At 57.3% G+C, this 12,789-nt stretch carries 13 protein-coding genes; 10 read left to right on the forward strand and 3 right to left on the reverse strand.

Features of this window, described 5'->3' with window-relative positions; translation table 11 throughout:
• Positions 1-86 precede the first annotated feature (86 nt).
• A complete protein-coding gene (locus CBB91_RS02555) occupies positions 87-1,589 on the forward strand; it encodes an MFS transporter (RefSeq protein WP_273011741.1) in 1,503 nt (500 codons plus the stop codon).
• Positions 1,590-1,601: 12 nt separating this feature from the next.
• On the opposite strand, the gene CBB91_RS02560 is transcribed toward CBB91_RS02555, so the two are convergent.
• The 3 genes from CBB91_RS02560 to CBB91_RS02570 form a co-directional block, all read right to left on the reverse strand.
• Positions 1,602-2,207, reverse strand: coding sequence for a TadE/TadG family type IV pilus assembly protein (locus CBB91_RS02560; protein WP_035554413.1), 606 nt, complete (start codon positions 2,205-2,207; stop codon positions 1,602-1,604).
• Between the two features lie 5 nt (positions 2,208-2,212).
• Complete coding sequence (locus tag CBB91_RS02565) at positions 2,213-2,770, reverse strand: TadE/TadG family type IV pilus assembly protein (protein WP_273011744.1); 558 nt, start codon at positions 2,768-2,770, stop codon at positions 2,213-2,215.
• A 119-nt stretch (positions 2,771-2,889) separates the two neighbouring features.
• Positions 2,890-3,330, reverse strand: coding sequence for a pilus assembly protein N-terminal domain-containing protein (locus tag CBB91_RS02570; RefSeq protein ID WP_273011747.1), 441 nt, complete (start codon positions 3,328-3,330; stop codon positions 2,890-2,892).
• A 305-nt stretch (positions 3,331-3,635) separates the two neighbouring features.
• On the opposite strand from CBB91_RS02570, the gene CBB91_RS02575 reads away from it, so the two are divergent.
• The 9 genes from CBB91_RS02575 to CBB91_RS02615 all read left to right on the forward strand — a co-directional run bounded on the left by CBB91_RS02575 (position 3,636) and on the right by CBB91_RS02615 (position 12,718).
• Entirely contained in the window at positions 3,636-3,815 is a 180-nt protein-coding gene (locus CBB91_RS02575; protein WP_035554415.1) for a Flp family type IVb pilin, read from the forward strand.
• Positions 3,816-3,956: 141 nt separating this feature from the next.
• The gene (locus CBB91_RS02580) at positions 3,957-4,472 is read left to right on the forward strand and encodes a prepilin peptidase (protein ID WP_035554417.1); all 516 of its coding nucleotides are present in this window, start codon (positions 3,957-3,959) and stop codon (positions 4,470-4,472) included.
• Positions 4,473-4,572: 100 nt separating this feature from the next.
• On the forward strand, positions 4,573-5,415 hold the full coding sequence (gene cpaB / locus CBB91_RS02585; RefSeq protein ID WP_273011751.1) for a Flp pilus assembly protein CpaB: 843 nt from the start codon (positions 4,573-4,575) through the stop codon (positions 5,413-5,415).
• A gap of 2 nt (positions 5,416-5,417) precedes the next feature.
• Positions 5,418-6,977 (forward strand): type II and III secretion system protein family protein, encoded by a 1,560-nt coding sequence (locus CBB91_RS02590; protein ID WP_273011753.1) that lies wholly within the window; start codon positions 5,418-5,420, stop codon positions 6,975-6,977.
• Positions 6,978-6,987: 10 nt separating this feature from the next.
• Positions 6,988-7,698, forward strand: coding sequence for a CpaD family pilus assembly lipoprotein (locus tag CBB91_RS02595; protein ID WP_273011754.1), 711 nt, complete (start codon positions 6,988-6,990; stop codon positions 7,696-7,698).
• A gap of 27 nt (positions 7,699-7,725) precedes the next feature.
• Positions 7,726-9,120, forward strand: a complete 1,395-nt coding sequence (locus tag CBB91_RS02600; RefSeq protein ID WP_035554430.1) for an AAA family ATPase — start codon at positions 7,726-7,728, stop codon at positions 9,118-9,120.
• A 19-nt stretch (positions 9,121-9,139) separates the two neighbouring features.
• On the forward strand, positions 9,140-10,654 hold the full coding sequence (locus tag CBB91_RS02605) for a CpaF family protein (RefSeq protein WP_035554432.1): 1,515 nt from the start codon (positions 9,140-9,142) through the stop codon (positions 10,652-10,654).
• Between the two features lie 3 nt (positions 10,655-10,657).
• Complete coding sequence (locus CBB91_RS02610; protein WP_273011760.1) at positions 10,658-11,689, forward strand: type II secretion system F family protein; 1,032 nt, start codon at positions 10,658-10,660, stop codon at positions 11,687-11,689.
• Positions 11,690-11,698: 9 nt separating this feature from the next.
• Positions 11,699-12,718, forward strand: coding sequence for a type II secretion system F family protein (locus CBB91_RS02615; protein ID WP_273011763.1), 1,020 nt, complete (start codon positions 11,699-11,701; stop codon positions 12,716-12,718).
• Positions 12,719-12,789 lie beyond the last annotated feature (71 nt).

The raw sequence follows: 12,789 nt of genomic DNA on the forward strand, positions 1-12,789 counted from the left end.
GACAGCCGCAAAACCGCTTTCCCTTCCCGCTCGAATGTGCACGCTAGGCGACAGATGCCGGGAAACGGCACTTGGGAGGACAATTCATGACCGAGACATCCATTTCGCCGGGGCAGGATGAGGAAGCTGCAATTGTGGCAGCACAAGGCACCCACACGGCAGGGGAAGGTGGAGCGCTCGGAAAGACCGGATTTGCCTGGGCCTGGTTCGAATGGGCGCGCAACCCGTACTACATCCTGATCATCATCTATGTGTTCGCGCCATATTTTGCGCGAGACATTATCGGCGCGGACATTATGGCCAGTGGCGAGCTGGAGGGCATGGACCCTGAGACCGCGCGGCAAGTGGCCGGAGCGAAGGGGCAGGCAGTCGTCGCGTCCCTGTCAAAATGGGCTGGCGCCATTGCAGCGCTGACGGCGCCCTTCCTCGGCGCGGCATTTGACCGGGGATTGCGGCGAAAGCCCTTGCTGGTCCTGTTCCTGGGCACGTTGTCTGTGCTCAGCTTCCTGCTCTGGTGGGCGGTGCCCGGCGAGGCGGGCTTCTCCACGGGCACGGTCATCGCCATCCTGATTGCCGCTTATGTGACCTATACGTTCAGTGAAGTGACCCACAATTCCATGTTGCCGGATGCGGCGCGGCCCTCTGCGTTGCCAGCGGTGTCAGGGCTGGGCCTGGCGCTGGGCAATGCAGCGGCGGCGCTGTTGTTCGTGGCGGTCATCGGCATGTTCGCCCTGCCTGACATGTTAGGCTGGCCGTTCGCTGAACCGCTGTTCGGGATCGACACATCAAAGTATGAGCATTTCCGCATCGCCGGTCCGATCTGCGCCGTGTGGCTGGCCGTGATGATCATTCCTTTCTTCCTGTATTCCAAGGATACGGGCGTGAAGGGGACACCTTTCTTCCCATCGGTGAAGCAGGGGGCCTTGGGCGTCATCCGAACTGTGCGAAAGGCCGCGCAGTATCGTGAAGCGTTCAAATTCCTGATNGCGCGCACGATCTATGCTGACGGCATGTTTGCNTTGCTGGCATTGGCGGCTGTGTATGTCAGCCTGTTCCTNGGNTGGGGNATNGTCGAGCTGACNGTNTANGCNATCTGGGCNTCNATCTGGGCNGCNGTTGGCGGNGTGGCCGGCGGNTGGTTNGANTCNAAGCTCGGCCCGAANAATGCGCTTNTGATGGANTTGNTNGCCATCGTGATCATCTTGCTTTTCGGCTTGTCTGTCACGCGGGAGTCCATCCTGTTCGGCCTGATTGAAAACCGCGAGCTGTGGAACGCTCCAGTCTTTTCCAGCCTGTCGGACGTGACGTATCTCCTGAATGGCGCCCTGATCGGTGTGTTTGCCACGGCGAACATCTCGTCCAGCCGCTCCATGCTGGTGCACATTGCGCCAACGCATATGCGGGGGGAGTTCTTCGGTCTCTACGCGATTGCCGGAACGGTCACAGTCTGGATCGGACCCTTGCTGATCGAACTGTTTACGACCTGGTCAAACAGCCAGCGTGTTGGCATGTCCGCCATTGGCTTGCTGTTCTTCCTGGGCTTTGCCGTGCTGACGACNGTGCGCGTGGGCAAGGCACCCGCGGATTGATGAACCCGGGGGCTAGCTGGTCGGCCCGAACGAGTCGCCNCCGCCATCCGTGACGCGCGCGATCTCGTTCACACGACGCGGGCGCAGATAGAATTTGTCATCAATGGTCACGTCAGATTTGAGGATGCCGCCAATCTGGCTTTTGTAAGTGTAGACCACTTCCGCCATGATCACTGACCCAGGAGAGGATACGATACCGTCCGGTACCGTCACCCGATCCCCCTTTGCATAGGCGGGCATCAGATAGGAATCCGACCAGTCTACGCGCGTCCGGCCATCGCCATTGTCGACGATACTGGTGATGCGCATAGTGGCTTTTTCCGCGTCGTAGGGTTGCATCATCACGACAGCTGCCGCGAACATCTCTTCCATATCGTCATCGGTCACCGTGGCGAGACGTGCCGTTAGATCTCCCAATCCAGCCGTGGTAGATGTGACGCGGCGGTCCACACGCATCAGCAGGCTGAGCTCGACCGCGCCGAGATAGATCAGCAGCAACAATGGCGCGATCAGCGCGAACTCGACAGCGGACACGCCTTCTTGATTATAGCGGATACCGCGCACGCCGCGCCATTTGAGACGGGGGTTGAGCCGGGAGAGAAGTGTTTTTCTCGACATCGTGATCAATCTCCAAAGGGCTCGTTGCGGAAGACCGCATTGGCCTGAAGCAGGTGGCGGTTGTTTGGAAGCGTGGACAGCGGCGCAGATACCCACGGCGTCATCAATTTCCATTCGTACATCACACGCACGGCGACTACGTCATTGGCCGCACCCGGATCGTATTTGAAGTCGCTGTCATCGATCTCACCATCCCCATCGAGCGGGGAGGTAAGGTCTGCCGCGCTGAAATTGTCCAGCGACCTGACGTCAATGTAGAGTCGTTCGTCGCACTCCAGCATGTTGTAGAAGTTCGAACAGACCTCATTGCGGAATTCGATTATTGTGAACCGGTTGTCTTGCGCCTGACCCGTACGGATCTTCCGGGCCGCTTCGCCCAGCGCGTGTTCCAAAACGGTGGACAGGATGAAAACCATGCAGACTTCCATCAAACCGAAGATGAGAAAGAAGAAGGGAGCGGCCACAATGGCAAACTCCACTGCTGTAGCTCCGCGCCGATCCTGACACCAGCGTTCAAGCTTCGCGCGCAGGCGCGGTGCAATTATTCCGTGTTGCAAAGCCATATTCATCACCCGGACAGGCCCCCTTGTCAGAGGGTACCTATACAGGAGTTCGGTTTGCACGCTGTTGATCAGAAAGATCGAATTTTATCGATTTCGTCGAGGGGCGCGAGTTCGGACTATCAATCGTCAGTGATTTGCTTGACGCCTATGCGCTGCTGGATCTGCTCGTCGAAGTGTCCAGAATCGTCACCGACGCTGATTGTCGGGCGACAATTGGGCACGCAGTCATATGTGAAATTTGATCCGGACCGATTGACCGTAACGAGGTTGGCCTCATCAGCAACCACGACAATGTCAGATGAATATATCTGGCGACCGGCCTTATCAAAGACGAGCAGGTTGGTCGTGCCAAACGATTTACCTGTCACGAAAAGCAGGTTCTCGTCATGGACGGCGACATCGGCAATAGAGGGACTGCCCAGCACAACGCTTGCGGCGGTTCCGCGGAGATGGACCGGAATGGTTTTGTTGAGTTCAACCGACAATGGGCCGGCAATCGCCGCCTGGCCGAGGCCGACGGCGACCATGGACAAAGTGCACATTTTCGAAAACATTCTCATTCGCCGACTCCACGGTTTTCAGCATGGGCACATTAGTATGAAGAAGGTTGCNCGTTTCCTAACTAGGTTACCGNCGTGTTTGCATTCTATATATATAGTGGTTACGCGCGACCCGAACAAACGGAGCGCGAATCAGAAAAAGACCAATATTTGCAGGTCTTCAGAAGGTTAATAGTTCCCTCATTCGCCTTCACGGATTTTCTCTTTTCTTTCATGTGATGTTGAGAATGGTCGGGTAGGGTTGATCATGTTCCGGGTAGAGGATTTTGCCGGGGCAAAAACAATTGCATGATGGGAGTTTCCAAATGTTTGCACGTTTTCTGAAAGACGAGTCTGGTGCTACGGCTATTGAATACGGCCTGATCGCTGCTCTGATCGCAGTCGCTATCATCGGTGGCGCTACTGCTCTTGGTACGTCGGTCAACGACAAGTTCACCAACGTTTCCGGCAGCATCGACGGTGCTGGTGCAGAAGCTTCAGAATAATTATTTTCTGCGCTTCCTCTAATTAAACGAAGCCGCTGGGATGTCCCGGCGGCTTCTTTTATTCTTGAGGCGGATTGTCTCAAAACTTCCTTCAGCCTTTTGTGTCACAAGGCCTGCATATTGAATTGAAGGAAGCCCTCCATGATCCTGGCCATTCTTTCCAGCGCATTCCTGGCCCTCTGCGTCTTTGCGGCGATGCACGACGTCAACCGGCTGACCATTCCCAATTGGCTCAATTTGACGCTTGCCGGCATGTTTGTTCCGGCCGCGGCGGTGTCCGGCGTTCCAATGGAGATCATTGGTGGACATGCTATGGCAGCGGGCTGCGCGTTCCTGATCGCCTTTGGGCTCTTTGCCTTCAATATCTTTGGGGGAGGGGATGCCAAGATGATTCCCGCCGTGATTCTCTGGCTTGGGCCAAATGCAACGATTCCGTTCGTATTCATGATGGCTGTGGCGGGTGGCGGCTGTGCACTTCTCATCCTTGCGGTAAGAAAATATATGCCAGCCGAGGCGCTTCCGGGGGCCATTCGCGCGCCGTTCGAAGAGAAGGCGGGTGTGCCTTACGCAGTGGCCATTACAGCGGGCGTGTTTGCAGCGGGAGGCAGTTCTCCATTCCTTTCGGAAATCTTAAACCGGATCGGTCTTTTCAGTTAACGATGCTTTAGTGGCCTTGTGAAAATGTCCGCTCTGACCGGGTGAATCTGAATGCGTCAGACCATCCGAGGTGTCTTGAATTCCGGAGGAGTGGGGCCTCATGTCACCAGTTCGGCTGATTATCCTGATCGGCGCTGCCATCGCCGCCATTGCAGCGGCGTTTCTTGTCAGAAACCTCGTTGATGCAACGCCATCGCAGGCAGTCCAGTCGACTGTGGTCGAGACGGTGGAAGTATCCGAAACGAAGGTTCTTGTGGCAGCGCGAGACCTGATGATCGGTGATGTAGTGACCGTAGACGATCTTGAATGGGCTGACTGGCCTGAGGACAATGTCGTTGAAGGGTACCTGACCGAAGAGTCTTCTCCTGAGGCGATCGAAGAGTGGGCCGGTACGGTAGTGCGTATCCCAATGTTCGAGTTGGAACCCATCCTGACGAAAAAACTGGTAGCCAAAGGCGACACCGGAACGATGGCCGCGCTCGTCACGCCGGGCATGCGGGCGATATCTGTCGAGATTTCTACCGAATCCGCTTCGGGCGGATTCATCCTGCCAAATGATTATGTCGATGTGATCATGACCTACCAAATGACCTTTGTGGGCCCGGATGGCGCGCCTGCCGAGCAAACGACCAGTGAGACAATACTCCAGAACGTACGGGTGCTGGCTATAGACCAGATCCACACCAAGGACAGCGAGACAGAAGGGCCCTATCAGGTCGGGAACACTGCAACGCTGGAAGTGAACAACAAGGAAGCCGAACTGATAGCCCTGGCCGAACGGAAGGGGCGTCTGACCCTGTCGTTGCGCCCATGGTCTGATGTTGGCGACACATTCGAGCGGGATGCGCGGGTTGACCTGCTCGAAACGGGGGGAAGCAGCAATGGCGGTATCAAGATATATCGTAGTGGCAAGGCGACCAGCGCCGGGCCAGGGGGTAGCTGATCGTGGGTAAGCGGAGTTACATTTCAGGTATTGCTGCGCTGACTCTGGCGTTCGCACCTTCAGCAGTTGCTGCGCCAGAATCAATCGGGGCGAACATCACCTATCCCGGTGAGTCAAACTATAGTGAGCGCGTCACACTGGGCCTGAACAAGTCCATGATAGTCGAGCTGGACAAGCCAGCCGCAGACGTTGTGATTACCAATCCCGAAATTGCAGATGCCGTTGTGCAGACTGCCAAGCGCATCATCTTTCGCGGGGTCAATTTCGGCCAGACAAATGCATTCGTCTTCGACCGGGCAGGAAACCAGATCCTGAACCTGGAAATCGGTGTCGAGATGGATATGGCCAGTCTGGAGCAGCTTGTCGCGCGCCACGTTCCGGATGCGAGAGTGCGGATCGAAGGTGTGAATGGCAGCGTCGTGCTGACCGGCACGGCCGACAGTCTGTCTGCATCGAATGCGGTAGAGCGGCTGGTCTCTGCCTATGTTCGGGCGGGTGACGAAACGCAGGTCATCAACATGATCAACATTTCCGCGAAGGACCAGGTCATGCTGGAAGTTCGCATCGTGGAGATGCAGCGCAACGCGGTCAAACAGCTCGGCATCAATCTGACCGGCTCGCCTGGTTTTGGCGATCTGTCGCGTCTTGTGGAGCGCCAATTGTTTACGGACAATGGCAGCGGGACCGTAGTGGATTCGGGCACAACGACGCTGGCGCCTGGCCTGCCATATTCTCTGAATGCTGACATTGGCAGCTCGCTCAGCTTCCCGGTGCAGGGCCAGAGCCTTGGTGGTTTTGGCGGCACCATAGGTTACCAGAATTACGTTGGATCGGATCTGCAATCGAGTATCGGCGCAGAGATCAATGCGCTGGAGCGCGTCGGAATCGTTCGGACACTGGCAGAGCCAAACATCGTTGCCATGTCGGGTGAAAGCGCCAAATTCCTCGCGGGCGGTGAGTTCCCTGTCCCGGTCGGGCAAGACAACAATGGTCGCATCACGGTTGAGTTCAAACCCTATGGTGTCGGCCTTGGCTTTACGCCGGTTGTCCTCTCCGAAGGGCGGATTTCACTGAAAGTGTCGACCGAAGTTTCCGAACTGACATCTGAAGGCGCGTTTCAGGGCACCAGTTCCACGACGACCGATGCGGATGGCAATGTCTACACGGTAGAAGGCGCAACTCTGCCCGCTCTGTCTGTGCGGCGTGCGGAATCAACCATCGAGCTGCCGTCCGGCGGATCCATGATGATGGCCGGCCTGATCCAGACCCGGTCGCGCCAGACGCTGGACCAGGTGCCTGGTCTCAAGAAGTTGCCCATTCTGGGTGCGTTGTTCCAGTCACGGGACTTCATTCAGTCGGAAACGGAACTGGTTGTGATTGTCACGCCATATCTGGTGGATCCGACATCGAAGAATCAGTTGCGGACGCCTGCGGATGGCTTTGCAAACAGCTCTGACGCCAAGACGATCTTCTTCGGCAAGCTGAACGAACAGTATGGCAAGAACGGCGCGAAAGTGGATGCAGAATCCTATCGTGCGCCTGTTGGCTTCATTGAGGAATAGGGGACCGGGAATGACCAGATTGAAGACATCTTCTTTTGCATTTGCCGCCATTGTCGGCGTGGCAACCGTCACAGCCTGCGCGAGCCAGGCCCCGACCGCAGTGCCAGCGTCCTATCTTCAGGGGACGCCGTTGGACCGAAACCAGATCGGTGTGGCAAAGCGAACCGAGTTTCTTGAAATCGATATTCATCCGGCAGCCAGTGAGCTGAGCCTGAGCGACAAGGCGCGGATCCAGAATTTCGTTGCGGCCTATCGGTCCGCAGGACACGGACCGCTGATCATGTCATTGCCGGAATCCTCACAGAATCCTCAGCTGGCCGTTACGGCCGTTGTTGAGGCTCGCGAGATCGCCTGGGAAAACGGGGTCACTTATGAGGAAATGTCCGGCAGCAGCCATGGCGCTGACTCAGAGATTTCCGAGCCGCTGATCCTGGCGTTCCAGGCCTATGAGGCCATTGCACCGGATTGTCCGTCGCTGGCCAGCCTGGATATGGCAGACATTTCTTCGAACAATGAACTGCCGACGTTGGGCTGTGCGATCCGCACGAATATGGCGGCAATGATTGCGGACCCTGCTGACCTGCTCGGCCAGAGGCCGCTTGAACAAGGTGACGCGCTGCGTCGCAACACGATCCTGACGAAGTTCCGGGCCGGGGAAGCCACCGGAGCAGAGCGCAGTGAGGATGAGTCCGGCCAGGTGTCGTCTGCGGTTGGCAACTAGGGCTGAGGGAAGAAGGTTTGGTAGAGCATGTCTAACGAAAAAGCACTGTTTGACGAAGACTTTGAAGACGTCTTTTCTGACGATCCGCTGGCTGATCTTGTAAGGCCGTCTGCGGCAAATGACGCAACGGATGAGCAGGATGCAGTCGCTGAAGATGCTGCGTCCGGGGCTGCGCTTCACAATCCGGTCGAGCAGGACCTCAGCGCGTTCGGCCACGGCGAGCCTTCGGGTGGCGACGTGATGCTGCCGGCCATCTCCATCAAGCTGTTCTATGAGCGTGAAGAGACACGCGGCATGCTTGAAGTGTGTTCCCACGATCGGCGCATGGGGCGCGCAACGGTCGAGTGCATTCCTGGCGGCATTCCGGCGGCGATCGCCTATATGAGCGAAAACCCGACGCCAAACCTGCTTCTGATCGAGTCCTCGGATTCGGCAGCTCAGGTCTTGCGCGAAATTGATGCGCTGGCGGAGCATTGCGACGAGAACGTCAAAGTGATGGTGATCGGTGCTGTAAACGACATCACGCTGTATCGTCAGCTGATCGCTCGGGGCGTTAGCGAATATCTTGTTCCACCCTTCCAGCCACTTCAGATCATTCGGTCCATCGGCGAGTTGTTCGTCAATCCGGAGTCGCCGTTCATCGGCAAGCAGATCTCCGTGGTAGGTGCCAAGGGCGGGGTAGGGGCCTCAACCATTGCGCACAATCTGGCCTGGGCATTGGCCGAGAATGTGAAGGTCAATACGACGCTGGTAGATCTGGATCTGTCATTCGGGACCACGGCGCTGGATTTCAATCAGGAGACGCCTCAAACGGTAGCCGACGCCTTGTTGGCCCCGGAGCGCGCAGATGAATCCGTCATCGAGCGCTTGCTTGCCAAGCCGACAGACCGGTTGTCCCTCTTCACGGCGCCGGCCACGATCAACCAGATCATGGACATTCCGGATGAAGCTTATTCCACGGTAATTGAAGGCGTGCGCCGCAATGTTCCGTATCTCGTGCTGGACCTGCCGCACATGTGGTCCAGCTGGATGATGAGCACGCTGATCGCATCAGATGAAGTTATCATTGTTTGCCAGCCGGATCTCGCATCGCTGCGCAATGGCAAGAACATGATCGACCAGATGAAGGCCAAGCGCCCGAACGATCATCCGCCACGCCTAGTATTGAACATGAGCGGTGTGCCGAAGCGCCCGGAGATTCCCGCCAAGGACTTCTCCGCAGCGATCGGCGTAGAGCCGGACGTAATTTTGCCATTCGACCCTGAACTGTTCGGCACAGCCGCGAACAATGGCCAGATGATTTCCGAGACAGCGCCTGAATCCAAGTCATCTCAGGCCATCGATCATCTCGCCTCTACGCTCAGCGGACGCGCTGTCGTGCCTCAGGAAAAGTCATTCCTTAAGAAGTTGCTGGGAAAGTGATCCTGGGGAGATCTCTCGTATGGCCTTTGGAAAACGACCTGCCAGCAGTCAGACGCTGACGCCAACCTCAACACCTGCGCCCAAGCCGACACCGAAACCGGTGCCAGTGGCTGAGGCGAAACCCAAGCCTGCGCCGAAGAAACCTCCGGTACCGGAGCCTGTGCCGGTAAAAGGCGCGCCCAAGCCGATTGCGAAGTCGAAACCCGCAAGCCCACCGCCGGAGCCCAAGCCGGAACCCGTGCGCAAGGTCAACCAGCAGACAGATCAGTACTATGCGACGAAGATGACCATCTTCAACGCGCTGATCGACACGATTGACCTGTCACAGCTCGCCCAGCTCGACGCCGAAAGCGCGCGTGAGGAAATCCGCGACATCGTTGTCGAAATCATCAGCATCAAGAATGTTGTGATGTCGATCTCAGAGCAGGAACAGCTGCTCGACGATATCTGCAACGATGTGCTCGGCTATGGTCCGCTGGAGCCATTGCTGGCGCGGGACGACATTGCCGACATCATGGTCAACGGCGCCGACACCACATATATCGAGGTAAACGGCAAGATCGAGCGGACGAATATTCGCTTCCGCGACAATGCCCAGCTGATGAATATCTGTCAGCGTATCGTGAGCCAGGTGGGTCGCCGCGTGGACGATTCCTCACCCATCTGTGACGCGCGCTTGCTGGACGGCTCACGTGTGAACGTCATCGCGCCGCCATTGGCAATTGACGGTCCGACCCTTACCATTCGTAAGTTCAAGAAGGACAAGCTGCGCCTGGACGATCTCGTTAATTTCGGGTCGATCTCCGAAGCTGGCGCTGAAATTCTGCGCATTATCGGTCATTCGCGCTGCAACGTCCTGATCTCTGGCGGTACGGGTTCAGGAAAGACAACGCTGTTGAACTGCCTGACCGGCTTCATTGACCCGACCGAGCGCGTCATCACGTGCGAAGACTCTGCGGAACTTCAGCTCCAGCAGCCGCATGTCGTGCGCCTCGAAACGCGCCCGCCGAACATTGAAGGTTCTGGCGAAATCACGATGCGGGATCTGGTCAAGAACTGTCTGCGTATGCGTCCTGAGCGGATCATTGTGGGCGAGGTGCGTGGACCGGAGGCATTCGACTTGCTGCAGGCCATGAACACGGGCCATGACGGCTCAATGGGAACACTGCACGCCAACAGCCCGCGCGAAGCCCTGAGCCGGGTTGAATCCATGATCACGATGGGCGGCTTCTCGCTGCCTGCGAAGACGATCCGTGAAATGATCGTCGGGTCTATCGATGTGGTTGTGCAGGCCTCTCGCCTTCGGGATGGCTCCCGCCGGATCATGAACATCACCGAGGTGATGGGGCTGGAAGGGGAGACCATCGTGCTGCAGGATGTACTGAAGTACGAAATCGAGGGCGAAGACGAAGACGGAAAAGTCGCAGGCACGCACCGCGGCACGGGCGTGGGTCGTCCGCGCTTCTGGGAGCGGGCGTCCTATTACAATCTTGAGCGCGACCTGGCTGTGGCTCTCGACGAGCTGGGGTCCTGATAGATGGATAATTCACTCATCATCTATGCAATCGCCGGGCTTGCCTTCCTGACCATTGTCGGCGTGGGCCTCGCCTTGACAGGCGATAGCGCCGACGCGGCTGCGAAGAAGCGTGCCAAAGCGATCGGCACCGGCGGGTCCGGGGCTGGCAAGCGCGGGAAGGCGATGGACGAAACCGCCAAGCGCCGCCAGAAAACCCAGGAAATGCTGGACAATATGCGCAAGCAGGACAAGGAGCGGCGCAAGGCGATCCGACCGCAGAACTTGAAGTCCCGCTTAACTCAGGCCGGGCTGGATATTCCCGTCGCGGCGTTCTGGATGCTCTCTCTCGTGCTGGGCCTCCTGATTGGAGGTCTGGTTTACACACTTGGTTTCGATGGCCTCGTGATTGGCGGCGTGTCCCTGAAGAGCCGTCCGATTCTGGTTGGCTCGGCATTCTTTGTTGGCGCCGTTGGCTTGCCGCGCATGATCCTGAATTTCATGACCAATGGCCGAAACAAGAAAATGATCAACCAGTTCGCTGATGCGCTGGATATTATCGTTCGGGGTGTGAAGTCCGGTTTGCCGTTGAATGAAAGTGTCCGGATCATCTCTCGGGAATCCCCTGAGCCACTGCGGACTGAATTTGCTATGCTGTCAGACAATCTGGCCATGGGGGCAGGGCTCGAGCGGTCGCTGAACACATTCTACAAGCGTGTGCCGCTTCAGGAAGTGAACTTCTTCATGATCGTGCTCATGATCCAGTCCAAGGCGGGTGGTAACCTGTCTGAGGCATTGGGTAATCTGTCGAGCGTCATTCGTGCCCGGAAGATGATGCGCGAAAAGGTAAAGGCCATGTCGTCCGAGGCCAAGGCGTCGGCCATGATCATCGGCGCGTTGCCCTTTGTGGTCGGTTTCCTCGTCTACATGACCACGCCCGCCTATGTGATGCAGCTGTTCACGACGGATACGGGCCATCTCTTTCTGACCATCGGTGTGGTCATGATGATGATGGGCGTTGCCGTTATGCGCAAAATGATCAACTTCGACATGTAGGGGCGACAGATGGGAGATATTCTTACATCACTCGCCAAGCCTGATGCGATTGCAGCTCTTCTGGTCGCGCTCGCCGTGTTCGCGACCGTGATTTCTGTCCTGCTGCCATATCTGCAGACGGACAAACTGGAAACGCGCCTGAAGGCGGTCACGGAACAGCGCGAGAAACTTCGTAAGCAGAGCCGCGCCGCACTGGACAATCCGAAAGGCCTTCGCCGGACGGATGATTCCATGGTGGGCAACATTTCGTCGAAGCTGAATCTGGCCAAGGCGCTGGAAGATCCGAACATTGTCGACAATCTGTCCAAGGCCGGTCTGCGGGGGCCGGGGCCATTGTCAGCCTTCTACTTTGCGCGAATGACGCTGCCTTTCGCTGGCGCCCTGCTGATGTTTTTCTACATCTTCTTCGTCAATGATCACGGCTTCTCGCCGATGCTGAAATATGGCTCGCTGCTATTTGGTGCCGCAGCAGGTTTCTATGCACCGAACCTCTATGTTTCGAACATGGCCCAGAAGCGCCAGCAATCGATCATGCGTGCCTTTCCGGATGCGCTGGACATGCTGCTGATCTGCGTTGAGGCGGGTATGTCGATCGAGCTTGGCTTCTCAAAAGTGAGTCAGGAAATCGGATCTGCATCACCGGAGCTGGCGGAAGAGTTCGGCCTGACCGTGGCGGAGCTGTCTTACCTGCCAGAGCGTCGTCAGGCATATGAGAACCTCGCAAAGCGTACCGGGAATGACGGTATCAAGGCGGTCTGTATGGCGCTGGGACAGGCGGAGCGCTACGGTACGCCTCTCGGCGACGCCCTGCGCATCATGGCCAAGGAAAACCGCGACATGCGCATGGCGGCTGCTGAGAAAAAGGCGGCCGCACTGCCTGCGCAGCTGACGGTTCCAATGATCCTGTTCTTCCTGCCCGTGCTTTTCCTCGTAATGCTTGGCCCGGCCTATATCGGCTTCAAGGCATCGCAAGCCAGCGACGAGGCGTCAGTGCCATTGATCGAGCAGTCGGATACGAACTGGGGCTGAGGTCCGGGTGACTTCAGTGAAGCGCGCTCGCTGGCTGGTCCGGCGGGCGCGTTTCGTTTCTGAAGGGATGG

Origin of the sequence: Hyphomonas sp. TMED31 (genome assembly GCF_002172815.1) — a bacterium.
Lineage (GTDB): Bacteria > Pseudomonadota > Alphaproteobacteria > Caulobacterales > Hyphomonadaceae > Hyphomonas > Hyphomonas atlantica.